The sequence below is a fragment of the Psychrobacter sp. NPDC077938 genome, assembly GCF_044542635.1.
Taxonomy (GTDB): domain Bacteria; phylum Pseudomonadota; class Gammaproteobacteria; order Pseudomonadales; family Moraxellaceae; genus Psychrobacter.
Genome location: NZ_JBITUW010000005.1, coordinates 44,942 through 70,596, shown reverse-complemented (window position 1 = coordinate 70,596; position 25,655 = coordinate 44,942). Strand labels below are relative to the sequence as shown.

The window sequence follows — 25,655 nt, the reverse complement described above, 5'->3', positions numbered from 1 at the left end:
AAAGACTGATCTTCGGATTGGTCTTTTTTTTGCTTAGTTCAACTTGCTAGTAGTTATTAACGAGTCAACATCCTCATTAATGATGTCTAATTACGCTTGCATACTTTTTTTAATCAGCCTATCGGTTACAATATGCGATAGAGATATTAATAACAAAATAAGAGGTAATGGCTTCATGGACAACTTATTGACCGCACAATCACATATCACGCTCAACACTCCTAACAACGATACGATTAACATTGGTAACGACCAGCCTTTTGTATTATTCGGTGGTATGAATGTTTTAGAGTCTAAAGAATTGGCATTTGAGATTGCTGAGCAGTATGTTGATATCTGCCAGCGCTTGGGTATCGGCTATGTTTTTAAAGCGAGCTTTGATAAAGCCAACCGCTCAAGTTTGCATTCGTATCGTGGGCCTGGTTTAGAGCAAGGTATCGATTGGTTAGGTCAGATCAAAGAAAAGTTCCAAGTACCGATTATCACTGATGTGCATGAACCACATCAAGCAGCACCAGTCGCTGAAGTGGCTGATATTATTCAGCTACCTGCATTTTTGTCACGTCAGACGGATCTAGTGCATGCGATGGCAAAAACAGATGCCATTATTAATATCAAAAAGGCGCAGTTTTTGGCCCCTCATGAGATGCGTCATATCGTCAATAAGTGCCTAGAAGGTGGTAATGATAAATTGATACTTTGTGAGCGTGGTAGTGCTTTTGGCTATAATAATCTGGTCGTGGATATGCTTGGTTTTGATACCATGAAGCAGATGGATATACCGGTATTCTTTGACGTGACGCATAGCTTACAACAGCCAGGTGCACGTAGTGATAGTGCTGGTGGACGCCGTGAGCAGATTACAACGCTTGCCCGTGCAGGTATGGCTACAGGGTTGGCAGGGTTGTTTTTAGAAGCGCATCCAAACCCAGAAACTGCAAAATGTGATGGTCCATGTGCGCTGCGTATGAGCCAACTAGAGCCGTTCTTACGTCAGCTTAAGCAAATTGATGATTTGGTCAAAGGTTTTGAAGTATTGGATACTCATTGATACGGTACGTAATAAGAGGGCTATACAATGGCAATTCAGATGGCGCAAGTAAGCATCGAAAATATCGATGATGCAGAGGGCTTAGATAGCGTAGTGACTGTGCTTAAGAATATCTCAGGCGTGACGGCTATTAATTTGGATCCTAAGCATAATGTCGCAACGGTAAGCTATGATGATACAGATACTAGTATCCATGCCTTAACAGCAGCGATTAGTATGGTGGACTATGTGACTCAGCCATTTCCGATTGATTCACCGCAGAACCCGCACCATAACAATTTATAATTACAAATAGCGATTGCTATAAATTTGTCGATGCGCTCTTTTGCATTTTTATTGATAATTTCCTGTCTTGTTAATAGCATCTCGTTAATAAAGCAACAACCAAACGGTCTTGTTGTCGAGGATAATAGGGCTTATGCTTATTTAATGTAGCTTTGATAGTTGCTCTTACTTTGATAACTTAAAAAACATCAAAGTAAGCATTAACAGAATCACTATTAGAGTTGCTCATTACTAATAAAAATAAGGAGCCTAATATGGCAGATCAAACACGTATTATTAAAATTGACGGTATGACTTGTGGCGGATGCGTAGCAAGCGTACATACGGCAACAGCCGATATTGATGGATTAGAGACTATTACTGTTGACCTCGCTGATAACCTAGCGACGATAACCTTTGACGATAGCAAAACCAGTGCAGAGGCTATTGCTTCAGTTATTGACGATGCGGGATTTGAGGCGACAGTTGCTAACTCATAAATCTCATCTTCTATGTAAAGAACCAGCTAACATGTTATTACAAGCATGATAGCTGGTTTTTTAATGATTAACGATTATGAGTATTTAGCATTGATACATTGCTACTTTGTCTAAAATACTCATACTGAATACGATATAACCTAATTGCTTTATTTGAATTTTTTGCCCACCCACTGATATTTTATCGTGGTTCCTACAAATTTATAGGCACCATGACGAGTTTTATTTATGAACGATACCACCCGTACTACCAAAGATGAGTCTTATGATGTCGAAACTGATGTTGAGTCCAACACGCCACTGGCACCGCAACGCGCGCATTTGCAATTGGCGATTGACGGTATGACTTGTCAGGCCTGCGCTTCAAGAATTGAGAAGGTGCTTAACAAGAAGCCTTCGGTGTACGAGGTAAGTGTGAGTTTTGCTGGCGAGACTGCCAATGTTGATTATGATCCGACCCAAACGACGCCCGAACAGGTGACGGAGTGGGTGAATAAAACAGGCTTTGTGGCTAATGTGCAGGCAGCCGATAGCCTATTTGCTCAGACTGACGAAGATACCGCCACTCAATACCCATGGCGTTTGATCGGATTATGGGTTTGTTTGGTGCCATTTTTGGTGGGTATGGTAGGTATGTTGGCGGGTTTTGGTATGGCGTGGATGCCGCCAGTCTGGGTGCAATTTATTTTAGCGACCATAGTACAGTTTGGTTTGGCGTTGCCGTTTTATAAGAGCGCATGGGCATCTATTAAAGGCGGCCTGGCCAATATGGACGTGCTGGTGGTCATTGGTACAGTGACGATATGGGCATATTCAACTTATCTGTGGCTCACGCATGGCGATGGGACTTTAAACAGCCTCTTGCAAAGTGGACACACAGGCGGACACGGTGCGAGTAATAGCCCAGCCGTATATTTTGAAGCAGGGGTGATGGTCATTGCCTTTGTGCGTACAGGTAAGTATCTTGAGGAACGTACCAAGAAGCACAGCCTAAACAGTATTGATTTATTATTGTCATTGACACCTGATGAAGTAGAGCAGCAGCAGCCAAATGGTGAATTTCATAATATTGCATTATCTGATGTGCAAGTAGATGACGTCCTACGTGCAAAGCAAGGCAGCCGCGTCGCTACAGATGGTACCGTCATAGAAGGCAGCGGTTGGTGCGTGGAGAGTCATTTAACTGGCGAATCAGTCGCCCTCAAAAAAGAGCAAGGCGATGGATTGCTAGCAGGTGCCTTGGTAGAGAATGGCAGTCTGCTGTATCGTGTCAGTGCGAAGGGCAGCGACACGAAACTCGGCGATATGGTACAAGCGTTGAGTGATGCACAAGGCTCAAAAGCCAATCTAGCGCGTCTCGCGGATCGAGTAACGGCTATCTTTGTCCCCGTAGTAGTAACGATTGCGTTGGTTACTTTTGGGGTCACATGGTGGCTGACAGGTATGGTTGATACTGCTTTAATGCACGCGGTATCGGTATTGGTCATTGCTTGTCCTTGTGCGCTTGGTTTGGCCACGCCAGCGGCGATCATGGCTGGTATGGGCGTCGCCGCGCGTCATGGGGTGTGGTTCAAGGATGCACAAAGTCTTGAAGCCGCGGGTAATATTGATACGGTGGTGCTCGACAAAACAGGCACATTGACTATTGGTAAACCGACTATCGTCGATCATGTCATGGTGGACAAATCGCTTGCTGTTGATGACGTATTGCAGATTGCCGCCAGTGTCGAGGCGCATGCCAGTCATCCACTAGCAACTGCCCTCGTCAATACGGCTAAAGAACATCAACTGTCTCTATTTAATGTGAACGATATCAGTGTGATAAAAGGCGCTGGTATACAAGCAAATATCGAAGGGCTTGGGCTGATAAAAGTTGGGACAGCAGAGTTTGCGAACTTGACGCTGCCTAAACTGATGCCAAAAGTATGGCAAATTGCGAGCACTGTTGCGATTAGTATCAATGATGAGCCATTAGGCGCATTTGCCCTAGCCGATGACTTAAAGGCAGATACGCCGCAAGCAATCGCTGCACTACAAGATGCGGGTATTAATGTGATTCTGATGAGTGGTGATAAGCAGTCCGTCGTCGATCATGTAGCAGGGCAGTTGGGTATTGATAAGGCTTATGGCAAAATGAGCCTGCGTGACAAGGCCAGTCAAATTGCACTATTGCAAACTGCTGGTCATAAGGTAGCGATGGCAGGAGACGGTGTCAACGATGCGCCAGCGATGGCTACTGCCGATGCCAGTTTTGCGATGTTTGAGGGGACTGATGTCGCTCAGCATAGTGCCTCTGCACGTCTAATGGGTGAGTCGCTCATGCATATCGATGCGGCACAAAAAATCGCTCAAGCAACGCTGCGCAATATTAAACAAAATCTGTTTTTTGCCTTTATTTATAACTGTCTTGGTATTCCGCTTGCTGCGTTTGGGTTTTTGAATCCGATGATTGCTGCCGCTGCTATGGCGCTTAGCTCCATCTCAGTACTCATGAATGCACTACGATTGACACGGTTTAAGACAGAGGTTGAGCTAGATAATACGGTATCCACCTCTCATACGGATAAAGAACGCATAGCGAAATAATAGCTATCATATCTGCCTAGGTCTTCTACAAATATAAAAGAGGCAACCATCGCATATATGTATCTCTAAGATTGTTTTTATGGCGGCAAGTCGGTGTAAGATAAGGGAAGTTTGGTAAAATATATGCTATGATGCCAAGCACTATAGCCGACTACTAATCTGCTCCATACACCTCTAATCGTTAGGCAACGATAGCCACAAGATAGAAAGGTATGAAGGGTTTTTAGGACTATGCGCTATATGATATTTTGCTTTATCTTTTTTGTATGCTAGCTGCCGTTATTTATCTCACAAACTTGGCATGACCAAAGGAATTAACAGACATTATGTACGCTGAAGAAACCAACAACGTCACCGCAATTAAAGACATTCGCGCTCGTGAAATTTTAGACTCGCGCGGCAACCCAACTATCGAAGCTGATGTTATCTTAGCTGACGGTACTGTCGGCCGTGCTGCTGCTCCAAGTGGCGCATCAACAGGCTCACGTGAAGCGCTTGAGCTACGTGACGGCGACAAAACCCGCTTTATGGGTAAAGGCGTCAAAAAAGCCGTTTCTAATGTCAACAGTCAAATCCGCAGTGCCTTGATTGACAAAGATGTGACTGAGCAACAGGCTATTGATGATGCCATGATTGCGCTAGATGGTACAAAAAACAAAGAAAGCTTGGGTGCTAATGCCATGCTAGCTGTGTCACTTGCTACGGCCAAAGCGGCAGCCAAATCACAGAATCTGCCATTACATCAATACATCGCTAATCTACGTAATCAAACGTCATTGACCATGCCTGTACCGATGATGAACATCTTGAACGGTGGCGAGCACGCGGACAACACGGTTGATATCCAAGAGTTTATGATTGAGCCTGTAGGCTTCACAAGCTTCTCAGAAGCGCTACGTGCTGGTACAGAGATTTTCCATAGCTTAAAGTCTGTGTTGAAATCACAAGGTCTAAACACTGCCGTTGGTGATGAAGGTGGTTTTGCACCGAACTTACGTAGTAACGAAGAAGCCATCACGGTTATTATGCAGGCGATTGAACAAGTTGGCTACAAAGCTGGTGAGGATATCCACCTTGCGCTAGATTGTGCGGCTAGTGAATTTTACAAAAACGGTCAATACGTTTTGGCAGGCGAAGGTAACAAAGCCTTTGATAGCCAAGGGTTCTCAGACTATCTAGTTGGGCTAGCACGTCAGTATCCTATTATCTCTATCGAAGATGGTCTTGACGAGTCGGATTGGGATGGCTGGAAATATCTGACCGAGCAGATTGGCGATAAAGTCCAATTGGTTGGTGATGATTTGTTTGTGACCAATCCTGCGATCTTGCAAGAAGGTATTGATAAGCATATTGCCAATGCTATTTTGATTAAATTTAATCAAATTGGCACCTTGTCAGAAACGTTAGATGCGATTTATATGGCTAAGAAAAATGGCTATGCAACCATCATTTCACATCGTTCAGGTGAAACGGAAGACAGCACCATTGCAGACTTGGCAGTTGGTACAGCGGCTGGCCAGATCAAAACTGGCTCACTCTGCCGTTCAGACCGTGTAGCGAAGTATAATCAATTGCTACGTATCGAGCAGCAAGTACGCGCAAGCTATCGTGGCCGTGAAGAGTTTATCGGTCTACGTGGCTAAGAGTTTGACTGGCTCTTTGGCGTATAATATACGTTAAGTAATATACGCTAAAAAGCCTAAACTCATCAGCTGAAGTCAATATTTAGGCGATATATAATCATTTGTATATCGCCTAATCAGCTTAAAATTTACTATCCTCTTTTATACCGTTTGGCGTTATCACCTTATGAAATATTTTAGCCAATTTATACTACTTGCTTTAGCCGTTGCAGTGCTTTTAGGACTGCAATATCAGTATTGGTTGGGTGAAAATGGCCGATTTGAGCATAATAAGTTGACAGCTCAAATCGAAGAGCAACAACGCTTGAATGACAATCAAGTTGCAGCAAACAACTTACTACGCACCGATGTTCAAGATTTAAAAACGGGACTTGAGGCCGTAGAAGAGCATGCTCGCTTAGATTTAGGTTTAATCAAACCCAATGAGACTTTTGTCCAAGTATCCACCGCACCAACCACGCACAGCAACTAGTAGCTTTATAAATACACTAGCTTTAACGAATACACTAATTTTTACGACATGAATTAATTTTCATGACGTAGCATTATAATGTTGTTACCTGACACCATTCATTATACTTAACACCTGCTTTATTCCTCTTTACATATACTGTCATGGGCTCAAACCATGAGTACACTACTATGAATACAACCCCTAATATACATGCCATGATCGTCGCAGCTGGTCGCGGTAGCCGTTTTGGTGCGTCTATTGCCAAGCAATATACAATGCTAGAAGGTCAGACGCTATTGCAGCATAGCGTGGTACGACTTGCTTATAGCGATTACATTGATAAGTGTCTATTGGTCATATCAGCCGATGACAGCACGGGGCAACAATTAGAATTTGCACTTCCTATAAGCTATGCAGTCGGCGGGGCAGAGCGTTGGCAGTCAGTACAGGCAGGTGTGGAAGCAATTAGTCAGACAGGTGCTGATGATTCGGATTTGGTGCTTATCCATGATGCAGCACGTCCTGCTGTACCGAATGTAGATATCGATCAAGTGATTGAAGCAGCGATGTTGGAGCCTTACGGCGCTATTCTAGCGACACCAGTGGCCGATACGTTAAAAGCTTCCTATCAGCTAGCTACCTCCGTAGAAGAGAGTCGTCCACATTCTTATACCAAATCTACTATCGACCGTAGCAATATGTGGCAAGCACAAACCCCGCAAGTATTCCGTTTAGGTCAATTAAAAAAAGTCCTAAATCATGTGTTTGAACATCAGCTAAGCATCACAGATGAAGCCAGTGCTTTTGAACAACTAGGTTTACCAATACGCTTAGTCTCTGGTAGTCGCCAGAATATAAAACTGACCTATCCTGATGATGCGGTACTGTTAACAGCGATTATGGCGCTTCAGTCTTAGTTTCAACTCTGCTTCCGCTAACGAGCATCAGTTTTACTCCTTTTATACTTAATGGTGGCCATGATAAGAATTATGGCTTCAGTAGCCACTATATCCTCGTTAGACTTTTCTGTACTATTCTAAAAAATTAATGAGTTCAGAAATAATCTATTACTAAAACCTATACCGAGAATATATATAATCTACTTTGGAATATAATATGGTTATTACATATGTTTTTTGTTTCTGAGCGGGCCTATGTCCAGTAATAGGTTGCTTTAATGACCAAACTAACCTATGATGTAACTAACTTAATACAATTAATATAAAAACTTATAAAATCAATAATATATCAGACCGATTCATTACGCTTAGTTATGTTGTCTCTATATTTTTTCTGAAGTTAGTATGATTGTTTTAGCGACATTTACCTGATAATAGGGAGAAGCTGATTGTCAACAATCAACGATTCAACAAATCCAGTAACGACAGATCTCTGCCAGCTTGTATATATAAGCCGGATTACCTCTACTGGTCTTTCAAGTCCTAGCACGCTTAATGATATCTCAGAGACCGCGGTTGAACACAATCAAATAGATAATGTCACGGGTATTCTTTGCTATGGCAATGGCTACTTTTTGCAGTGTGTCGAAGGCTCAGAGCAGGCACTAACCAATCTAAAAAATCGTTTGTTGGTGGATGATCGACATAAAGAATTAAAGATTTTAGATTTTTCTGAGATTACCGAACGTCGCTTTGCCAGTTGGTCATTACGTTCAATTACCCTTGAGCGTTGGATGACTAAAGAGCCTGAGCTTAAAAAGTTAATGCCATTTAAGCCTTATGAGTGGGATTCTAATGAGTGGCAGAAGTTCTTGGACGTGTTGCAAGGCTACTATGAAGAGCAAACGAGAACAGGTAACGTTGATACGCCTCCTGTCAAATATAGTACGCTAGGGGTGACTCTAAGTAAGGTTGTAGGGCAGCATCAGGCGTTCTTTTTAATCCAGACGATATTGGGATTGATGATAGTGGCTACGTTGCTATGGTTGCTGCTGTAATCGATAGATATGAAAAAAGTTCCCATTGAGCCAAGCTATATTTATAATCAATAAGACAACCAAATAAAAAAGCCAGCATTCAATTGATGCTGGCTTTTTTATTTAAAAGAATAAGTTAGCTCTTAATGACAGACATAAAAAAACCCAGTTCATAATAAATTATGAACTGGGTTTTTGGTGGTACGCTTGTTAGTCTAATCTAATGCTAAGCAATAGTGCTAACAAGTGACGCCAAATAGTGGCGTCCCCAGGGGGATTCGAACCCCCGTTACCGCCGTGAAAGGGCGGTGTCCTAGGCCTCTAGACGATGGGGACTAGTAACAACACTTCAACTGCTTTCACCATTTATGCTGAAGTGGTGCGTATTTTAATAGCGACGGCGCTTCCTGTCAAGCCTTTTTCTACGTCTTTTTAAAATTAAATATCTTTTTTTAATTGCGCGACGTGGATGTAGGTCATTTCGCTTTAAATGATAGCGAATCCATAAAGAAGTACAGGCACTAATCGTCAATGCAAGCAGCATATAACCGAGAATGGTGCCCCATAACTTGAACTGTGGATCCATAATAAAGTCCCTCCTATTAATCTTGATAATGCTTACTATCAAGACAGTGTGAGCAACTTAAACCATCTATAGGATATAACTACATCGCTTAGGAGTGATATTTTATAATTATCTATTCATATCGAATAAAACAACTACGTTTGTCATCACGAAAATAGTTCCGTCTATTTATTATGATATCAATCATATCCCTATTGATTGCCAAATCAAGATGTCAAAGTCATCAAGTATTACAAATAGCACTATTATGTATGATTGGCAATATAGGATATGTGACTTATTTACTGTCGCTATCAGTTGACTCTTCTTTCGCGTCTTCATTATGTAGTGCATTGGCCAACATAGGATAGTTATTTAGTATATGACAGAATAGCTCAGCAGTCTTTTGAGTGTCATACAAAGCTGAGTGAGCATTCTTACCATCAAACTCTAACCCTGCTGCTTTACAAGCGCGTGCTAGGACGGTTTGACCAAAGGCTAATGCTGATAAGGTGACGGTATCGAATACTGAAAAGTTATGAAATGGATTGTGATTTTTGCTATTGGTTCGTAGCACAGCTGCATTTAAAAAAGCCAAGTCAAAATGGGCATTGTGCCCAATCAACACGCACTGACGGCACTCTTCGTCACGGCGTACGTCTTTTAACCCTTTGAAGATCCGGCGCAATGCTGTCTTTTCATCTTCAGCAATGGCTTTGCGCATTGGGTTTTTAGGGTCAATACCCGTAAAGGCAAGCGCACTTGGCTCTAAGTTTGCGCCTTCAAAAGGCTCGATATGAGCGTTAAAAGCTTCACCTGGATAAAATACACCTTGCTCATTCAGTAAGACAGGAATACAGGCAATTTCTAACAGTGCATCGGTCTGGGCGTTGAAACCTGCTGTTTCCACGTCGACGACGACAGGCAAGAACTTGCGAAAGCGGTCTTTTAAGGCCATAGGCGCTTGCTCATCTGTCACTGAAGCTGCATCTTCAGCGGAAGTGCTTAGAGTAGCATCAGGACTAGCAGATTTAGGGTTTGATAAGTCTTCGTCAGGCAAGGTCGCTATGTTTTGATTGGTCATATAAAGTTAAATCACTTTTATCAGTCGTACTAATATATTGAATAAGAAATAAGCATCCTATGATACTAACTGCACCTTTAGTACAAAGAAATCTACTACAAAGGTATCATTAGTATCATAGGATAAAATAATAGGTCATTTATTGAATGCTAAGCTTTGCGGGCATTAAGCCTTGACTGACCAAGGTAGCGTCTCACCTGCCATTAAGGGCGTCAATGATGCACCATCAAAATAAGGATAGTCAGCCGGTACTTGCATAGGCGTGTTGACAAGTGTGATCGTACTTTCATTTAGAGGTAAGCCGTAGAACTGAGCGCCAAAACGACTGGCAAAACCCTCTAACTTATCTATTTTTCCAACACTATCAAAGGCGGTCGCATACAAAGGCAGCGCCGTGGCTGCGCTATAGCAACCTGCACAGCCACAAGCGGCTTCTTTTTTGTCTGTCGCATGTGGCGCAGAGTCAGTACCTAAGAAGAACTTTGGATTACCACTAGTGGCTACATCTAATAGCACTTTTTGATGGCTTTCACGCTTTAAGATAGGCAGGCAATAGAAATGCGGTTTGATACCACCAACCAAGAGATGATTGCGGTTAAACATCAAGTGCTGCGGCGTGATAGTCGCAGCAACATGGTTACCTTGTGACAATACAAAATCTGCCGCATCGCTAGTAGTGATGTGCTCTACTACTATTTTCAATGTAGGGAACTTTATGATAATTTGTGCCAACACTTCATCTAAGAAACGCTTTTCGCGATCAAAGATATCTATATGGTCTTGAGTAACTTCACCATGGATTAGCAATGGTAGGTTGTACTTTTCTAGTGCTTCAAAGACATCGACGCAGGCATTAATATTGGTGACGCCATCTGCGGAGTTGGTAGTTGCCCCAGCAGGGTAGAGTTTGACAGCTTGTACGATACCTGACTGCGCTGCCAACTCAATATCTTGGGCAGTGGTATTATCCGTTAAGTATAGAGTCATACGTGGATCAAAAGCTGACTTGCGCTCAAGACTTAAATCACTTGCTGCTAATTGCTCCATGATACGTGCGCGGTAAGCAATCGCATCCTGCGCATTTTTGACTGGAGGTACGAGGTTAGGCATACAGATGACACGGTTAAAACTGCTTGCTGCATGAGGTACGGTCGTGCTCAAAGCGAGATCGTCACGCAAATGAATATGCCAGTCATCTGGCTGAAGGATGGTCAATTCTCTAATCGAATCAGTCATAGTGTCAAAGCGCTCTATATCGTCAAATAAAGGAAACAAAAGGGAGTAATACTGTGGGTCTATCATAACAGATTTGCCCACTTGACTAAATATAAGGCTAGATATCTGTACATAATTCATCGAGCTAAGATTGATATCTTGTCGTTAAATGATGTTTAAATTCTGGTGGCAAAAATGAGGGTGACTAGAATTTAAGTCAAAAGCGCACGCCTTATGGCAGTTAGACTTTTGCCCATAGTAAATATGATGTACACTGAGCAGGTAATTATCGTTCGACTTGCTTTTGATTTGATCGTCGCCTTTTCTAAAACTATATTTCATAATGGGAGTTATTCATGGCTCAACTTGATCCAAAAAATATCAATAAAATCGTCTTGGCTTATTCAGGTGGTCTTGATACCTCAATCATCGCTAAATGGCTACAAGAAACTTATGATGCGGAAGTAATCACCTTTACCGCTGATATCGGTCAAGGCGAAGAAGTTGAGCCAGCACGAGCCAAAGCTCAAGCAATGGGTATCAAGCATATTCATATCGAAGATTTGCGCGAAGAGTTCGCTCGTGATTATGTATTCCCTATGTTCCGTGCTAATGCCATTTACGAAGGTGAGTACTTACTAGGTACGTCTATTGCTCGTCCATTGATTGCCAAGCGTTTGGTTGAGATTGCTAAAGAGCATAACGCTGATGCCATCAGCCATGGTGCGACTGGTAAAGGCAATGACCAAGTTCGTTTTGAGCTAGGTGCTGTCGCTTTGTCACCAGACGTAGTCACCATTGCTCCTTGGCGTGAGTGGGATCTATCAAGCCGCGAAAGCTTGATGAAATATGCTGAAGAGCATGATATCGCAATCGATTATGCGGGCAACAAGAAAAAGTCTCCTTATTCAATGGATGCTAACTTACTGCATATCTCTTATGAAGGCGGTGTCCTAGAAGAACCGTATACTGAAGCAGAAGATGACATGTGGCGCTGGTCTGTCAGCCCAGAAGAAGCACCTGATGAAGCGCAATATCTAGAACTAGAATACGAAAAAGGTGACATCGTTGCTATCGATGGCGAAGCGCTTAAGCCTTATGAAGTCATGATTAAGCTGAACGAAATCGGTGGCAAACACGGTATCGGCCGTTTAGATATCGTTGAAAACCGTTACGTAGGCATGAAGTCACGTGGTTGCTATGAGACGCCAGCGGGTACTATTATGTTAAAAGCGCATCGCGGTATTGAGTCGTTAACGCTTGATCGTGAAGCTGCCCATCTAAAAGATGAGCTAATGCCACGCTATGCAAAAATCATCTACAATGGCTATTGGTTCAGCCCTGAGCGTATGATGCTACAAGCATTGATTGACAAATCACAAGAGTATGTCAACGGTACCGTACGTGTAAAACTGTATAAAGGTAGCGTGAGCGTTGTTGGTCGTAAATCTGACGATTCATTATTTGATGAAAAAATCGCTACTTTCGAAGATGATGCGGGCGCTTATGATCAAAAAGACGCAGAAGGCTTTATCCGTCTAAATGGCTTACGTTTAGCTATCGAAGCTAGCCGTGGTCGCGATTTATCTAAGTAAGTTTTTGGGCTACTGATAGCCAATTCGTAGCTTAGATGGCACAACAAAAAAGAGACTCTATGTTGATAGGGTCTCTTTTTTTATGGCTAGTAAATGGTTGCTAAAACGGTTGCTTTGAGGATAGCTATTTCAAAAGTAAAAGGCTTTACTCAGCTTTTTCTGTCTCTGCAACGTTAGATTCATCTTCATCTACCATTACGATGGCCACATCCTGCTGTTGCCGCTCGTCAATAGCATCTTGTTCTAATACTTCTTCAGTTGCCAGGATCGCACCGTCAGATTTTTGCGATTGGTACTTTAAGGTAGCGAGCGCACCAAGGACACCGACGACAAGTATGATGATAAGAATGACAGGATTCTTCCATAGTGGTGTAGAAGCTTCATACTCGATGGGCTTTTCACTAGTGGTGGTCGGTGTATTGTCATTATTGCCGCCGATTAATCCCAAACTTACTAAAGGCGGTTTAGGCGGATTGGCTGGTTCAGAATTAACGCGCAGTCGATTTCGGCTGAGATAGATATCTGAGATTTTGGCCAACTGTAACAACCAACGTTGATGTGGTAAGGCAACGGCATGCATCTCCGTAAATACCAGCATATCGTTATGACGACCTTGCTGTAGATTGTCAGGTGAGCGCCCAATGGCTTTTAAGTAATTGCCTGTTGCCATTTGCATATCTTGCACAGGTTCATAGTTTTCAGGTTTGAATCCAGTCAGCTCATACCAGTAAGGATCAAAAGAAGGTGGAGTGCTTGATAACTGAGCAGCATTTAATAACGTACGCTCCGCATTATTCTCTGAGTTGTTTTCTATCGCTTCAACAGCTTCAGTAGTTGATTCGGGCAGGTCACTATTGCTTTCTGTCTCAGCAGATGAGGTATGTGTATGCTCTGGGCTAAATCGTGCCACTGATAAAAACTGTGGTTGTAGCGCAAACCATTTATTGATCTCATCACTGTCTAGCTGACTGTATTCTGTCAGAATAGCCAATTCACGCAGCACAATCACGCACAAGGAGGTGAGTAGAGTTTGAGCCTGCTGCATCGTTGCATCAATCTTCTCAGCGATATGTTCGCTTGCCTTTATGACACGGGCGTTATCACTAAATACGGCATCTGCCGCATCGTGACGATGGTAGAGTGTGGCACTGATGGTTGCAAAGTTCATTGAGTTATACTGTCGTAACTCTTTGACAGCACCACGACCAAACAGCTTTTTGCTGACTGCTTGTCCCTGATGACGCTGCTGATAGGCGAGCAATGCACTTACGATGGCTTGTAGACTGGCATCCATCCCTAAGCGAGCTTGCGGTAGAGAGAGATGTGCTGCATCGGCCAAAAGTGACAGCATAGGCTTGGTATCATGATATAAAAAATCATACATCGACACACGTGTCGGTGAAATAGTCGTCATAATCTGCTAGCATCAAAAAGTGTGCCCCTATATTACGGTGCCAAAAGCGTTGACACAATCCCTTGATAATAGAAATTTTCAATCATTTTACTAATAACTTTGATAGTAATCTGATGAATGACTGATAGCTGGAAGCCTTTATGACAAATAATAAAACGCTTGATAAACAACTCGTGATTAATGTCGCTGAGCAAACATTAACGATATACCAGCAGCAAACTGAGGTTGGGCAGTATGTGATATCTACTGCAAAAAATGGTATTGGCAGTCAGCAAGATAGTGGCTGCACACCGCTCGGTAGGCATATCATTGAACAAAAAATAGGCGGTAATGAGCCGATAAATGCTGTATTTGTTGGGCGTGTACCGACTGGCGAGATATATGATTCCAATCTTGGTGAGCTACATCCCAATCGTGACTGGATATTAAGCCGTATTCTTTGGTTAAGCGGTCTTGAAGAAGGGTTAAACAAAGGTAGTAATGGCCAAGGTGGTTGCGATACTTATGAGCGCTATATCTATATTCACGGTACACCAGATACTGAACCAATGAGTATTCCGCTATCACATGGCTGTATCCGTATGCGTAATGAAGATATTGTAGAATTATTTGAGCAAGTAGAAGAGGGTATGCCTGTTACGATTGTGGCTAATTAGGACATGTTGTACATTTAGCCATGGCGCTGACAGAAGCTATTTGAACACAATAAAAAAGACAGCCTGTTATATAACAAGCTGTCTTTTTTATGGAGCGGTTTTATTCTATGAAAGCAGTATCCGTCATAAAAATAATATTTCTACTTCTACCAAAACGTTGAGCTGTCTGCAAATTTTTCTAAACGTGCATCAATGTGACTTTGTTCATCAGTCAGTATGGCCGTAAACCAACCCGAACCATATAAAGCATTAGCATCTGTTGTTGATTTAAATTCATAAAACTGCTGATATTGATTATTATCGTTCAGTTGTTCTAACGCTTTTTGCGCTTTTATCAGCCGTTTTAGCCAACGTTTGGTTTTTTTCTTAGCTTTTTTCTTACTTAGTAAAGATGCGGAAAATTCACTGATGTAACGCAAATCTCTTAACTGGTTGAGCAGCTCGCTTTCAGGTTGGTCATTATCAGCAATATCTGTGTTTGCATTTAGATCTATGTCATTGCTCACATGCTCAGTATCACCTACTTCGTCACTTACTTCGTCAGCTTTTTTATTGGTTTTAAGGCATTTTTTATATTGTTTAGAGAGGACTTTCGTTAGCTTATCGCGGGCAAGCTGGTCAGTCTGAGGTTCAATGCTAGGGTCGCTCATAGTAAAGGCAATCAGCTCTAGCAAGGTTATCTGAAAGTCATTAGCTTGCAGCGTATTGATAGGTGTGATTTTGATATTTTCAATATTTGCTGTCCAGTCGACGGCAGGCGCGCCACATGCTTGTAGCTCAGGTTCGATTTGTGCCTTAATATAAGCAAGTTGATAGTAATCGCTAAGCAAGGTTGCAGTTTGCTTTAGTATCGGCAGCCATTCAGGATTAATCTCATCAGAGAAGTCAGCAAATGCTTTCAACGCAGTACGCAAGCGATCAATACCAATCCGCAACTGTAGAATATGATCGTCATCTTTGCTGCCAGCGACGATAGCACTGCTATTTGGTAGTATCTGCAATAAGCAGTTATGTACGACCGCACGTATAAAAGCAGGTGCACTACTGTCTTTGTCTATTTGCAATTGACTTAGGTTTGCGTTGACCGCTGGACTGTGATTTTGTCCGTTAATAAGTAAACCGCCGTTTTCAGCTTTGGTAACAGTAGATAGACACAGCTTATAGCGCTTGCACCATGTTTTGGCAGTCGTAAATAGAAAATCTAAATCTCCTGACACCAGTTCAAACTCTATCTCTTGAATGGCTTTGCGTAGCGAGTCATCAGTACCATGAATAATCTCTCCTTGATCGTAAGCCATTTCGATACAGTTGTCGGTTTCATCCTCATTACTTTCTGTTAGCAACCGCGTAGTGCGCTCGACGTCAGTAACATAAAGTCGTGTCAGATTTTTCGCTAACTTTTTGAGTTTAAAATCAGCCAATGCCGCAGCGATTGGAGTGTCTTCATATATCGTCAAATCAGGTATCAGCTCATTATTATCGAGCATCGCTTGTACTTGAACATTATCGAGTACAGCATTGTGCTCCAAGCGTGCAGCAATTCCATCACCACCAGCTTTAATGGTTTGTACCCATGTATCGCCTTCTTTGCGAATACGCAGACCGATACCTGCCTGTGCAAGCTGTTGGTCATGCGTATCGTAATAATGTGCAGCCAGTTGCGTCACTTGTGAGGATTTAACGTGCGTCTGACGCATTAATCCCTTCAGTCGTGACTCTGGTACCAAAAACTTCAGCTCTATCTCTTGCATATTAGCTCCTAATAATTCTGACTGATGGCTCTGATCGGTAGTTGTGATAAACAGTTATTAGTCTACCATTCTCTTATTATTTAAACCGCAATAAAAAACCGCCCTACATGATGTAGGGCGGTTTTTTGATAAATACTGCTAGTGTGTCGGTTATTAGAACTGGTTCATCGTGTTCTTGCCGCCGCCAGCTTTCAGAGCGTTATCGCCTGAGAAGATTTCTTTGTGGTCATCGCCAAGGTCAGAACCAGCCATTGCTTGGTGTTTAACACAAGAGATGCCTTCGCGGATTTCTTTACGCTGTACGCCAGCTGCATAAGCAAGCATGCCTTCTTCACCGAAGTAGCCTTTAGCAAGTTCATGAACGCTAAGAGCAGTTGTGTGGTAAGTCGGTAGCGTGATTAAGTGATGGAATACACCAGCTTCACGTGACGCATCACGTTGGAAGTTCTTAGCGGCTACGTCAGCTGCTGCATCAAGCTCAGTACCGTCATAATCAGCACTCATCAAGTCATCTTTATTGTATGCAGAGATGTCTTTGCCTTCTTCTTCCCACTGAGCGATAACTTGCTTACGGAAGTTAAGCGTCCAGTTGAATGATGGGCTGTTGTTGTATACTAGCTTGGCTTTAGGCTGTTGCTCTTTGATACGGTCAACCATCATTTTGATGTGTTCTACGTCTGGAGTCGGTGTTTCGATCCATAGTAGGTCAGCGCCGTTTTCTAGAGCAGTGACACAGTCAAGTACAACACGGTCAATGTTAGTCTCTTCACGGAACTGATATAGACCGTTAGGTAGACGAACTGGACGTACTAGTTTGCCATTGTGCTTAAGTAGGCTGTCATTTTCTTGAGCATTTTCTAGCGTTACTTCTTCCATTTCGATGAAATCGATGTATTTAGAAGCAAGGTCGCCTGGCTCATTTGATACTGGGATTTTTTGCGTTAGTGATGCGCCTTCAGAGTCAGTACGAGCAACGATAACGCCGTCTTCAACACCAAGCTCTAAGAATGCATAACGGATAGCGTTTAGCTTAGAGATGAAGTCTTCATGCGGTACAGTGACTTTACCAGCCTGGTGACCACATTGCTTAGCATCAGATACTTGGTTTTCAACCTGAATGGCACAAGCACCAGCTTCGATCATTTGCTTAGTCAATAGGTAAGTAGCTTCTTCGTTACCGAAACCTGCATCGATATCAGCGATGATTGGCACAACATGTGAATCAAAGTTTTCGATTTTTTCTAGGATAGCTGAAGTATCTTGGCCAGCTTCTTCAGCAGCGTTTAGCTCACGGAAGTAGTCGTTCAATACTTTAGCATCTGCTTGACGCAAGAAAGTGTAGATTTCTTCGATTAGCTTAGGTACTGACGTTTTTTCGTGCATAGATTGGTCAGGTAGTGGACCAAACTCAGAGCGTAGGGCAGCTACCATCCAACCTGAAAGGTAGATGTAAGTTTTAGAAGTTGTACCGAAATATTTTTTCTTAGCGTACATAGTTTGCTGTGCAACAAAACCATGCCATGCACCTAAAGACTGCGTGTACTGAGACGTATCATTGTCATAATCTTCCATGTCTTGACGCATGATTTTTGCAGTATATTTTGCGATATCCAAACCCGTTTTGAAACGGTTTTGTGACATCATACGTGCAGCATCAACTTCGCTAATGTTCTGCCAGTTGCCGTGCTTTTGCTTTAATTCACGTACTAAGTCGATCGCTGATTTATATGCAGTTGACATTTATAGTCTCCTTGGTGGGGTGTAAAAACAAATAAATTAATTGTTAAAATAATGGGTCTGTCGTTTTACTAAAATCCGCTTTACTAAAACCTTTGTACTAAAAAGCAATATTCAAAATTTGGTCTATCATTTATCTATCGAAGCTCTATTTACCCTAAACAAACCGCTAGGCTATTACAAGAAATTTGCTGAACTCAACAGTTGAAAATAATTGATGATTTATAAATATTTATTGATTCTCACTATATGTCTAAAAGGTATCTGAATACTTAATAGGCAGTGATGTCATAATTGGTAGCAAGAGATGTTACAATAATGAGGTCAATTAACCGTATTTAACGACTGATAAAAACCATTAATATATTACTTAGCGACAATATTTAATCGGATGAAAACAGCTTATGAACCTAAAGTTCGTCCTCTATGCTGCAAATCCTTTATAGAACTCACTATAACCACCTTACCAAGATTTATCTAATTTATGATAGTTATCTTTGGTATTTCTGTATGATATAATGTTTATATAACAGGGTCTTACGATAGGTTGAAATGAGTTATCATACCTATCTATCAGAAAAAACTAGAACAAAATTAGTAGAAAATAATGAAATTATGCTGTTACAGCGCACAAATCATTGTAGCAGCACTACAAATGCCAGCCTTAATATGGCGTTTATTCAAAAGCCAAGAGAACCAAATATGAATTTGCAGCGGGTTGATTTAAATTTATTAGTCCATCTAGATGTGTTGCTACGAGAAAAAAACGTCACTCGCGCAGCCGAGCAGCTTGGTATTACCCAGCCTGCTATGAGTAATATCTTGCGCCGTTTGCGTAAGCTGTTTAATGATCCATTATTGGTACGCTCATCTGAGGGTATGACACCGACTGAACGCGCCCTTGAGTTACAGCCACGTATCCGCGAGATACTTGCTGACTTGACTCAAGTGTTGGAGCCACGTACTGAATTCCGTCCTTATAGTACCTCTCGTGTGTTCCGTATCATGACATCAGATTATGCCGAAGCGACCCTAGTACCTAAGCTGGTGAAAGCGCTACGTTCTGAAGCGCCTAATGTTATTTTGGACTTTTTGACTCCATCGGACGTCTCTTACCGAGATATGGAGCAGGGACGAGTTGATTTAGCGATTAACCGTTTTAATGAGATACCTCAAAGCTTCCATCAGGTTCTGGTATGGCGTGATACTTTTAGCTGCCTATTATCTTCTGACAGTCCTTATGCCAATCGTTTTAATTTGAAAAACTACCTTAAAGCACAGCACGTTTGGGTATCTAAAACAGGGATGGGCGTGGGCTTTGGGGTCAATCCAGAAAAATCTGGTGGACTAGGGTCTATCGATCAGGCCCTGCAGCGTCTTGGGCAAAAACGCCAAATCAGTGTCTTTACTCGACATTATCAAATGCCTGCTATGCTTGCAGCAAATAAAGATTTGATAGCGACTTTGCCCACGCGTGTGGCAAGAATGCAGGCAAACAATGACAGTATCATGATGGAAGATCCGCCGTTTTTTATTCCTGAGTTTGAGCTCACGATGGCATGGTCTCCTTTGTTGCAGCATCATCCAGCCCATCGCTGGTTACGTCAGTTAATTATGCATGTAGCGCGCCAAGTCGTTGCTGAAGAAGAAAATCCACCACAAGAGATACCTGTCATTAATCATTTGTTTTGATTGGTTTGTGTGAGTTGAACTTATCTACTATTAAAGTGACATGTTTCTTATTATTTAATTTTTTAATAAAAAAATTTTTCTTTAGCTCCCACTCTATATAGTTATTAGACCAGCCACTAGGCTGGTTTTTTTATGTCCTAAGGGTTAATAGTTAATATGTTGAATTTAGCTTTACTTAATAAGTCAGTCACACTATTAACATCTTCAACACACTTCACAATATATTGTAAAACTCTTCATCAAATAGCTTGTTAAGATAACGGCAGATAGAAAACGAGCTACCAATAGATTGTGCTATCGACGTAAATTTAATAATTAAAACTGTCACAGCAAAATAACTACAAGTGACAATAAACCCGATTATAAATCCCAAATATAAATTCGAATAATAAGGACAGTAACTATGTCAGACATTACTACTATTAACCCAACCACGGGCGAAGAAATCAGTAACTACAATTATATGAGCAACGATGAAGTCAACAAGATTGTCGACGCTTCACATAACGCATTTCTAGAATGGCGTACAGTAAGTCACGAAGAGCGCGGCCGTGTCATCAAATCTATCGGTGACAAGCTGATGGAGTATAAAGAAGAGCTGGCTAAGCTAATGACTGAAGAGCGCGGCAAGTTGTATAACCAGAGCATGCAAGAGATTGATCTCTGTAAAGCTATCTGTGATTACACTGCTGAAAACGGCGTTGCTTCTTTGGCTGATGATGTACGCGATATCGAAAGCATGAAGAAAGGGCTAGTGACGTACCAACCTATCGGTATTATCTATGGCATGCAGCCTTGGAACTTCCCAGCGTATCAGGTATTCCGTTATACCATCGCAAACTTGATGGCAGGTAACAGTGTTTTGCTAAAACACGCATCTAACGTCACGGGTTCTGGTCTATTGATTGAAAAAATTCTTCATGAGTCTGAATTACCAAGTGATTTGTTCCGTACGATTATTATTGATCATGACCAGTCAGAAGCATTGATTGGCAATGACAAAGTACGCGGCGTGACATTGACAGGTAGTGACAGTGCAGGTGCCCTTGTTGGTCAGCAAGCAGCTAAAGCGATTAAGAAAGCGGTATTAGAGCTAGGTTCAAACGATGCATTTATCGTATTAGAAGATGCTGATATCGAAACTGCTGTAGAAACTTGTACTCAAGCACGTTTAATTAATAACGGTGAAACTTGTGTAGCAGCCAAACGCTTTATCGTAGTCGATAGCGTATATGATGAGTTCCGTAAACGTATCGTTGAGAAATTTGAAGGTACTAAAGCGGGTGACCCAATGGATGATAGCTCAGATATCGGTCCATTAGCACGTGCAGATCTACGTGAGCAGCTACATGAGCAAGTAGAGCAAAGTGTGGCTAAAGGTGCAACGATTGCTGTTGGTGGTAAGGTACCTGAAGGTAAAGGCAGCTTCTATCCAGCAACTATCCTAGAGAACGTTGAAAAAGGTCAGCCTGCATATGATGACGAACTATTTGGCCCTGTCGCTTCATTGATTCGTGCCAAAGATGAAGATGACGCAATGCGCATCGCTAACGACAGTCGTTATGGTTTAGGTGGCGCGATTTTCTCTAAAGATGAAGAGAAAGCCGTTCGTCTAGCACGTGAGCAATTCGATACAGGTATGGTCTATATCAATGGTTATGGTCTTGCCAATCCTGCACTGCCATTTGGTGGCGTGAAAAACTCAGGTTATGGTCGTGAGCATGGTGGCTTCGGTATCAAAGAGTTTGTCAACATTAAAGCGGTTCATGTATTCTAAGAATGAACTAACTAGACAAATTAGCTAAATAGATAGTTATTTACGGTTTCAAATGATAGTAAATAATAAATAGTTATCAAATAAAAACGCCCAGTTACTCATTACGAGTAGCTGGGCGTTTTATTGCGCTATATAAAGTGGTATTAAAAGCAGCTTAATAAGCTGAAATTTTTATCCGTCTATAAGCAATTGCAAAGGCAACTTAGGCAAATAAGTTTCCGTTTGCGATGATGTATTATTTGCTTCAAGTGATAATACATTTTTTGCTAGTAGTAAAATCGTCCAAGGCAGCAATTGATGTTCAAGCTTCTGCACCCGTGACTGTAAGATCTCTGCGGTGTCGTTGATATCGACATCTAATACAGCTTGAGTCAATACCTGACCTGCATCAAGCTCCGCTGTCACTTTATGAATACTACATCCGTGACGACGTTCACCCGCTTGTATGACTCGTTTATGAGTATCTAAACCCTTATAAACCGGAAGTAGAGAAGGGTGAAGATTAATCATGGGCGCTGGTACATTATCGATAAATGAGCCACTTAGTACACGCATAAACCCAGCCAAGACGATCAAGTCAGGTTGCCATGCTATTAACTGCTCGTTGGCATGGGTTTCAAACGTCTTGATACCCATACGTTTACCACTAGCAACGTGTGACAATACCGCAACTGGAATATTGGCATCTTTAGCACGTGTCAACGCATAGGCATCTTCACGGTTACTAATGACACCAACGATTTCAATCGGTAGCGCACCTGCTTGCATGGCATTGATTAACACTTGCAGGTTGCTACCACTTCCTGAGACTAGAACAGCAATACGCAATGGTTTGATAGGCTGGCTTGCGTTATCAACTGACATTAACGGTACACCACTGCATCCGCCTGATCATCAGTGCTGCGTTTGACCATTTCACCTAGTTGCCAAGCTGTTTCGCCCGCATCAGTTAAAGTCTGGATAGCAGCTTCTGCTTTGTCTTTTGGCATAACGATGACAAAACCAACGCCGCAGTTAAAGGTACGGTACATCTCGCTCTGCGCGATATTACCTTGGGTCTGTAGCCAAGTGAATAGCTCTGAGAACTGCCAGCTATTAGTATCGATGCTAGCCGCTAGATTGTCAGGTAGTACACGTGGTAAGTTATCCGTTAGACCACCACCTGTGATGTGTGACATCGCATGTAAAGCTGAACTACCAAGCGTATCTTGTAATGCTTTGATTGCTTTTACATAGATACGGGTAGGAGCCATTAGAGCGTCTTGAATAGGCTGACCGTCTAGTTGCTCGTCACTACTTGTAACATCCACACCACTAACTTCGATGACTTTACGAACCAATGAATAGCCGTTTGAGTGCGCGCCACTTGAGGCAAGTGCAATCAGTACATCGCCTTCTGCAACATTTTCACCAGTGACGACTTCTGCTTCTTCAACCACGCCTACACAAAATCCAGCTAGATCGTAATCGTCGTCTTGATACATGCCTGGCATTTCAGCAGTTTCACCGCCGATAAGCGCACAGTTAGCTAATTTACAACCATCACCAATACCAGTCACGACAGTCGCCGCTACATCAACATCCAGCTTACCAGTTGCATAGTAGTCTAAGAAGAATAGTGGCTCTGCGCCGCAAACCAATAGGTCATTGACGCACATCGCGACCAAATCAATACCAATCGTGTCATGACGGTTCAGCTGTAGCGCCAATTTTAGTTTGGTACCGACGCCATCAGTACCAGAAACCAATAATGGTGAGGTATAACCTGTTGGGATACGGCATAATGCACCAAAACCGCCAAGTCCACCCACGACTTCAGGACGAGTAGTGGCTTTTGCAACGGACTTGATTCGCTGAACCAAAGCATCGCCTGCATCGATATCAACACCGGCATCTTTGTAGCTTAAAGAAGGCTTGTCACTCATAGTCATCTCACAGTTGGGGATAGATAATTGGGATTAGAAGGTAAAGTAATTGAGCACGCAAAAATTAGCGTTATAAAGTTCAAAAGCAAAGTTTAAAGACAGTGCGCGCATTATACCCAAAAACAGACCGTACTCGCAAAGCAACTTGCCAATATTTGACTAAGATTTGCATTAAGTGCCAAATAAGCGGTTAAGAAACAAAAAATGACTGATTTTTTATTGTACTCTGCGATAATAGAACGCTAAATTTATTGTCAATAATGGCCTTAATAAAAGTTCAAATGTGATTAACAGAATAAAGACTAATAAACATAAATTTATCAAAAATTAGATTTTTTAGGAACGTTGATACGTCTCAGTTTATCTAGCTAAAACTAATGAGAAAAAAGCAATTCGCCTAGTGACACATCGTGATGGCTATAGTTATATCATTTAGAAATCGCTATCACTGACTGACTCCCTGTCACTTTTTCAAACCTGTCAATTTTTAAACCTGTCCAACTATAGGATTACTTGCCATGATGAACCAACCAATCGATCCTTTTTTTCGGCGTTTATTTATTGTCGTGGCGTTAGTGGTGGCTGTGTTTCTTTTGTACTTGATGATGCCCGTCATCGTACCTTTCGTTTTTGCCTTTATGTTGGCTTACCTATTTAATCCTCTAGTCAAGCGCCTATCAAAATACATCAAGCGTTGGGTCGCGATTATTATCGTCTACTCGACGATTACCTTGGGGATGACGTTATTATTATGGTGGTTAGTACCGACATTGTGGCATCAGTTGCAAGCGGCGTGGGATTATTTGCCAAAGATATTTAATTGGTACAATCAAGTAGTACGAGAGTGGTTCAATAGTAATACTCGTATCAAACTGCCCGAACTAGAATCTAAAGAGTTTTCCGATACTCTTGTCGATTATATGCAAACGAACTATAAGTTTGCTGATGCTAGCACCATGATGAGCCAAATACTGACCTCAAGTATGAACTTCATCAATAATGCAGGTCTCATTGTATTGGTGCCTATTTTGACCTTTTACTTCCTATTTAATTGGGATCAGCGTTTGCATAACTGGAAGATGGCAATACCAGGTGCTTACTGTCAAAAAGTGACTGAAATAGCTAAAGAGTGTGATCTGGCATTGATGGCATTTATTAAAGGTCAATTGCTGGTGATGGTGTTGCTAGGCGCTATTTATGCTGTACAGTTACAGCTCATTGGGCTAGAGCTTGGGCTTATCATTGGTATGGTAGCAGGCATTGCCAGTTTTGTGCCTTACTTAGGATTCGGTATTGGTTTTATCGCGGCTATTATCGCGTGCTTATTTCAGTTCGGATTGGACTGGACGTATTTGTCATTGGTCGTAGGTGCGTTCTTGATTGGACAAGCAGCAGAAGGTTATATTCTACAACCATTGCTGTTAGGTGATAAGATTGGTCTATCGCCATTGTGGGTCATATTTGCTGTATTGGCAGGAGCCAGTCTATTAGGTTTTGTCGGTATGTTAATCGCCTTACCAGTATCCGCTGTCTTAAACGTCCTGTTCCGCCATGTATACAGCTATTATCGAACCACTGACTTTTATAAAGGTCGTAAACAACTGGCATTGTTTGAAAAAAGATAATTATCTTATTATTGAACATGCTAGATAAAGATTGATATGTAATATTAGGATAGGAACGCAATGATTGATAAGGCTTAATGGGTAAAAGACTTGTCAGTCATTTTGTAAATATGTTATATATAGGCGCAGTGTTGATAGTATCAACCGTTTTGGTACCAGTTTTGCTAACGTTGTTTTCGACAAAG

Annotated in this window: 21 protein-coding genes and 1 tRNA gene; 13 read left to right on the top strand and 9 right to left on the bottom strand. The window is 42.0% G+C overall.

Annotated features, from left to right (window positions below):
* Positions 1–175: 175 nt before the first annotated feature.
* The 8 genes from kdsA to ACIGBM_RS09645 all read left to right on the top strand — a co-directional run bounded on the left by kdsA (position 176) and on the right by ACIGBM_RS09645 (position 8,455).
* On the top strand, positions 176–1,051 hold the full coding sequence (kdsA, locus tag ACIGBM_RS09680; protein WP_397477606.1) for a 3-deoxy-8-phosphooctulonate synthase: 876 nt from the start codon (positions 176–178) through the stop codon (positions 1,049–1,051).
* 27 nt (positions 1,052–1,078) lie between these two features.
* Entirely contained in the window at positions 1,079–1,336 is a 258-nt protein-coding gene (locus ACIGBM_RS09675; protein WP_397477605.1) for a hypothetical protein, read from the top strand.
* Positions 1,337–1,590: 254 nt separating this feature from the next.
* Positions 1,591–1,815: a heavy-metal-associated domain-containing protein gene (locus ACIGBM_RS09670; RefSeq protein WP_201578727.1), complete on the top strand. Its 225-nt coding sequence runs from the start codon at positions 1,591–1,593 to the stop codon at positions 1,813–1,815.
* 228 nt (positions 1,816–2,043) lie between these two features.
* Positions 2,044–4,401: a heavy metal translocating P-type ATPase gene (locus ACIGBM_RS09665; RefSeq protein ID WP_397477604.1), complete on the top strand. Its 2,358-nt coding sequence runs from the start codon at positions 2,044–2,046 to the stop codon at positions 4,399–4,401.
* Between the two features lie 326 nt (positions 4,402–4,727).
* The gene (eno, locus tag ACIGBM_RS09660) at positions 4,728–6,044 is read left to right on the top strand and encodes a phosphopyruvate hydratase (protein WP_397477603.1); all 1,317 of its coding nucleotides are present in this window, start codon (positions 4,728–4,730) and stop codon (positions 6,042–6,044) included.
* Positions 6,045–6,210: 166 nt separating this feature from the next.
* Entirely contained in the window at positions 6,211–6,516 is a 306-nt protein-coding gene (locus ACIGBM_RS09655; RefSeq protein WP_191114054.1) for a septum formation initiator family protein, read from the top strand.
* 170 nt (positions 6,517–6,686) lie between these two features.
* Entirely contained in the window at positions 6,687–7,415 is a 729-nt protein-coding gene (gene ispD / locus ACIGBM_RS09650) for a 2-C-methyl-D-erythritol 4-phosphate cytidylyltransferase (protein WP_397477602.1), read from the top strand.
* A gap of 431 nt (positions 7,416–7,846) precedes the next feature.
* Positions 7,847–8,455 carry a BLUF domain-containing protein gene (locus ACIGBM_RS09645; protein WP_397477601.1) on the top strand — a complete coding sequence of 203 codons (609 nt, stop codon included), beginning with the start codon at positions 7,847–7,849 and terminating at the stop codon, positions 8,453–8,455.
* Between the two features lie 239 nt (positions 8,456–8,694).
* On the opposite strand, the gene ACIGBM_RS09640 is transcribed toward ACIGBM_RS09645, so the two are convergent.
* From ACIGBM_RS09640 to pyrC, 4 genes are all read right to left on the bottom strand, one after another.
* Positions 8,695–8,770 (bottom strand) — tRNA-Glu (locus ACIGBM_RS09640).
* Positions 8,771–8,822: 52 nt separating this feature from the next.
* Positions 8,823–9,020 (bottom strand): hypothetical protein, encoded by a 198-nt coding sequence (locus ACIGBM_RS09635; protein ID WP_397477600.1) that lies wholly within the window; start codon positions 9,018–9,020, stop codon positions 8,823–8,825.
* Positions 9,021–9,297: 277 nt separating this feature from the next.
* Positions 9,298–9,957, bottom strand: coding sequence for a ribonuclease T (gene rnt / locus ACIGBM_RS09630; RefSeq protein WP_397477729.1), 660 nt, complete (start codon positions 9,955–9,957; stop codon positions 9,298–9,300).
* A 291-nt stretch (positions 9,958–10,248) separates the two neighbouring features.
* Positions 10,249–11,319 carry a dihydroorotase gene (gene pyrC / locus ACIGBM_RS09625; RefSeq protein ID WP_341610134.1) on the bottom strand — a complete coding sequence of 357 codons (1,071 nt, stop codon included), beginning with the start codon at positions 11,317–11,319 and terminating at the stop codon, positions 10,249–10,251.
* 335 nt (positions 11,320–11,654) lie between these two features.
* On the opposite strand from pyrC, the gene ACIGBM_RS09620 reads away from it, so the two are divergent.
* A complete protein-coding gene (locus tag ACIGBM_RS09620; RefSeq protein WP_057761167.1) occupies positions 11,655–12,893 on the top strand; it encodes an argininosuccinate synthase in 1,239 nt (412 codons plus the stop codon).
* Positions 12,894–13,038: 145 nt separating this feature from the next.
* On the opposite strand, the gene ACIGBM_RS09615 is transcribed toward ACIGBM_RS09620, so the two are convergent.
* Entirely contained in the window at positions 13,039–14,307 is a 1,269-nt protein-coding gene (locus ACIGBM_RS09615) for a hypothetical protein (RefSeq protein ID WP_397477599.1), read from the bottom strand.
* Positions 14,308–14,447: 140 nt separating this feature from the next.
* Between ACIGBM_RS09615 and ACIGBM_RS09610 the strand changes: the two genes are divergently transcribed.
* Complete coding sequence (locus tag ACIGBM_RS09610) at positions 14,448–14,963, top strand: L,D-transpeptidase family protein (RefSeq protein ID WP_397477598.1); 516 nt, start codon at positions 14,448–14,450, stop codon at positions 14,961–14,963.
* 146 nt (positions 14,964–15,109) lie between these two features.
* Here the strand turns inward: ACIGBM_RS09610 and ACIGBM_RS09605 are convergent, their stop codons facing one another.
* Both ACIGBM_RS09605 and ACIGBM_RS09600 read right to left on the bottom strand, forming a co-directional pair.
* On the bottom strand, positions 15,110–16,714 hold the full coding sequence (locus ACIGBM_RS09605) for a CYTH domain-containing protein (protein ID WP_397477597.1): 1,605 nt from the start codon (positions 16,712–16,714) through the stop codon (positions 15,110–15,112).
* A gap of 153 nt (positions 16,715–16,867) precedes the next feature.
* On the bottom strand, positions 16,868–18,454 hold the full coding sequence (locus ACIGBM_RS09600; protein ID WP_101206309.1) for an isocitrate lyase: 1,587 nt from the start codon (positions 18,452–18,454) through the stop codon (positions 16,868–16,870).
* A 699-nt stretch (positions 18,455–19,153) separates the two neighbouring features.
* Here ACIGBM_RS09600 and ACIGBM_RS09595 point away from each other — a divergent pair.
* Positions 19,154–20,143: a LysR family transcriptional regulator gene (locus ACIGBM_RS09595; RefSeq protein WP_057761159.1), complete on the top strand. Its 990-nt coding sequence runs from the start codon at positions 19,154–19,156 to the stop codon at positions 20,141–20,143.
* Positions 20,144–20,546: 403 nt separating this feature from the next.
* Entirely contained in the window at positions 20,547–21,920 is a 1,374-nt protein-coding gene (locus ACIGBM_RS09590; RefSeq protein ID WP_397477596.1) for an NAD-dependent succinate-semialdehyde dehydrogenase, read from the top strand.
* A gap of 171 nt (positions 21,921–22,091) precedes the next feature.
* On the opposite strand, the gene purN is transcribed toward ACIGBM_RS09590, so the two are convergent.
* Both purN and purM read right to left on the bottom strand, forming a co-directional pair.
* Positions 22,092–22,784, bottom strand: coding sequence for a phosphoribosylglycinamide formyltransferase (gene purN, locus ACIGBM_RS09585; RefSeq protein WP_397477595.1), 693 nt, complete (start codon positions 22,782–22,784; stop codon positions 22,092–22,094).
* Positions 22,784–23,845 carry a phosphoribosylformylglycinamidine cyclo-ligase gene (gene purM, locus ACIGBM_RS09580; protein ID WP_101206312.1) on the bottom strand — a complete coding sequence of 354 codons (1,062 nt, stop codon included), beginning with the start codon at positions 23,843–23,845 and terminating at the stop codon, positions 22,784–22,786. Before purM ends, purN begins: the two co-directional genes overlap by 1 nt.
* Positions 23,846–24,363: 518 nt before the next feature.
* Between purM and ACIGBM_RS09575 the strand changes: the two genes are divergently transcribed.
* Positions 24,364–25,470, top strand: coding sequence for an AI-2E family transporter (locus ACIGBM_RS09575; RefSeq protein ID WP_397477594.1), 1,107 nt, complete (start codon positions 24,364–24,366; stop codon positions 25,468–25,470).
* Positions 25,471–25,655 lie beyond the last annotated feature (185 nt).

Bases quoted from the DNA above. Each gene is read 5' to 3' on its own strand.
- ispD (WP_397477602.1), top strand. From the start codon at position 6,687: ATGAATACAACCCCTAATATACATGCCATGATCGTCGCAGCTGGTCGC.
- ACIGBM_RS09670 (WP_201578727.1), top strand. From the start codon at position 1,591: ATGGCAGATCAAACACGTATTATTAAAATTGACGGTATGACTTGTGGC.
- ACIGBM_RS09675 (WP_397477605.1), top strand. From the start codon at position 1,079: ATGGCAATTCAGATGGCGCAAGTAAGCATCGAAAATATCGATGATGCA.
- purN (WP_397477595.1), bottom strand. From the start codon at position 22,784: ATGTCAGTTGATAACGCAAGCCAGCCTATCAAACCATTGCGTATTGCT.
- ACIGBM_RS09610 (WP_397477598.1), top strand. From the start codon at position 14,448: ATGACAAATAATAAAACGCTTGATAAACAACTCGTGATTAATGTCGCT.
- pyrC (WP_341610134.1), bottom strand. From the start codon at position 11,319: ATGACTGATTCGATTAGAGAATTGACCATCCTTCAGCCAGATGACTGG.
- rnt (WP_397477729.1), bottom strand. From the start codon at position 9,957: ATGGCCTTAAAAGACCGCTTTCGCAAGTTCTTGCCTGTCGTCGTCGAC.
- ACIGBM_RS09605 (WP_397477597.1), bottom strand. From the start codon at position 16,714: ATGCAAGAGATAGAGCTGAAGTTTTTGGTACCAGAGTCACGACTGAAG.
- ACIGBM_RS09665 (WP_397477604.1), top strand. From the start codon at position 2,044: ATGAACGATACCACCCGTACTACCAAAGATGAGTCTTATGATGTCGAA.
- ACIGBM_RS09575 (WP_397477594.1), top strand. From the start codon at position 24,364: ATGATGAACCAACCAATCGATCCTTTTTTTCGGCGTTTATTTATTGTC.
- eno (WP_397477603.1), top strand. From the start codon at position 4,728: ATGTACGCTGAAGAAACCAACAACGTCACCGCAATTAAAGACATTCGC.
- ACIGBM_RS09600 (WP_101206309.1), bottom strand. From the start codon at position 18,454: ATGTCAACTGCATATAAATCAGCGATCGACTTAGTACGTGAATTAAAG.
- ACIGBM_RS09620 (WP_057761167.1), top strand. From the start codon at position 11,655: ATGGCTCAACTTGATCCAAAAAATATCAATAAAATCGTCTTGGCTTAT.
- ACIGBM_RS09635 (WP_397477600.1), bottom strand. From the start codon at position 9,020: ATGGATCCACAGTTCAAGTTATGGGGCACCATTCTCGGTTATATGCTG.
- ACIGBM_RS09615 (WP_397477599.1), bottom strand. From the start codon at position 14,307: ATGACGACTATTTCACCGACACGTGTGTCGATGTATGATTTTTTATAT.
- ACIGBM_RS09590 (WP_397477596.1), top strand. From the start codon at position 20,547: ATGTCAGACATTACTACTATTAACCCAACCACGGGCGAAGAAATCAGT.
- ACIGBM_RS09595 (WP_057761159.1), top strand. From the start codon at position 19,154: ATGAATTTGCAGCGGGTTGATTTAAATTTATTAGTCCATCTAGATGTG.
- purM (WP_101206312.1), bottom strand. From the start codon at position 23,845: ATGAGTGACAAGCCTTCTTTAAGCTACAAAGATGCCGGTGTTGATATC.
- kdsA (WP_397477606.1), top strand. From the start codon at position 176: ATGGACAACTTATTGACCGCACAATCACATATCACGCTCAACACTCCT.
- ACIGBM_RS09655 (WP_191114054.1), top strand. From the start codon at position 6,211: ATGAAATATTTTAGCCAATTTATACTACTTGCTTTAGCCGTTGCAGTG.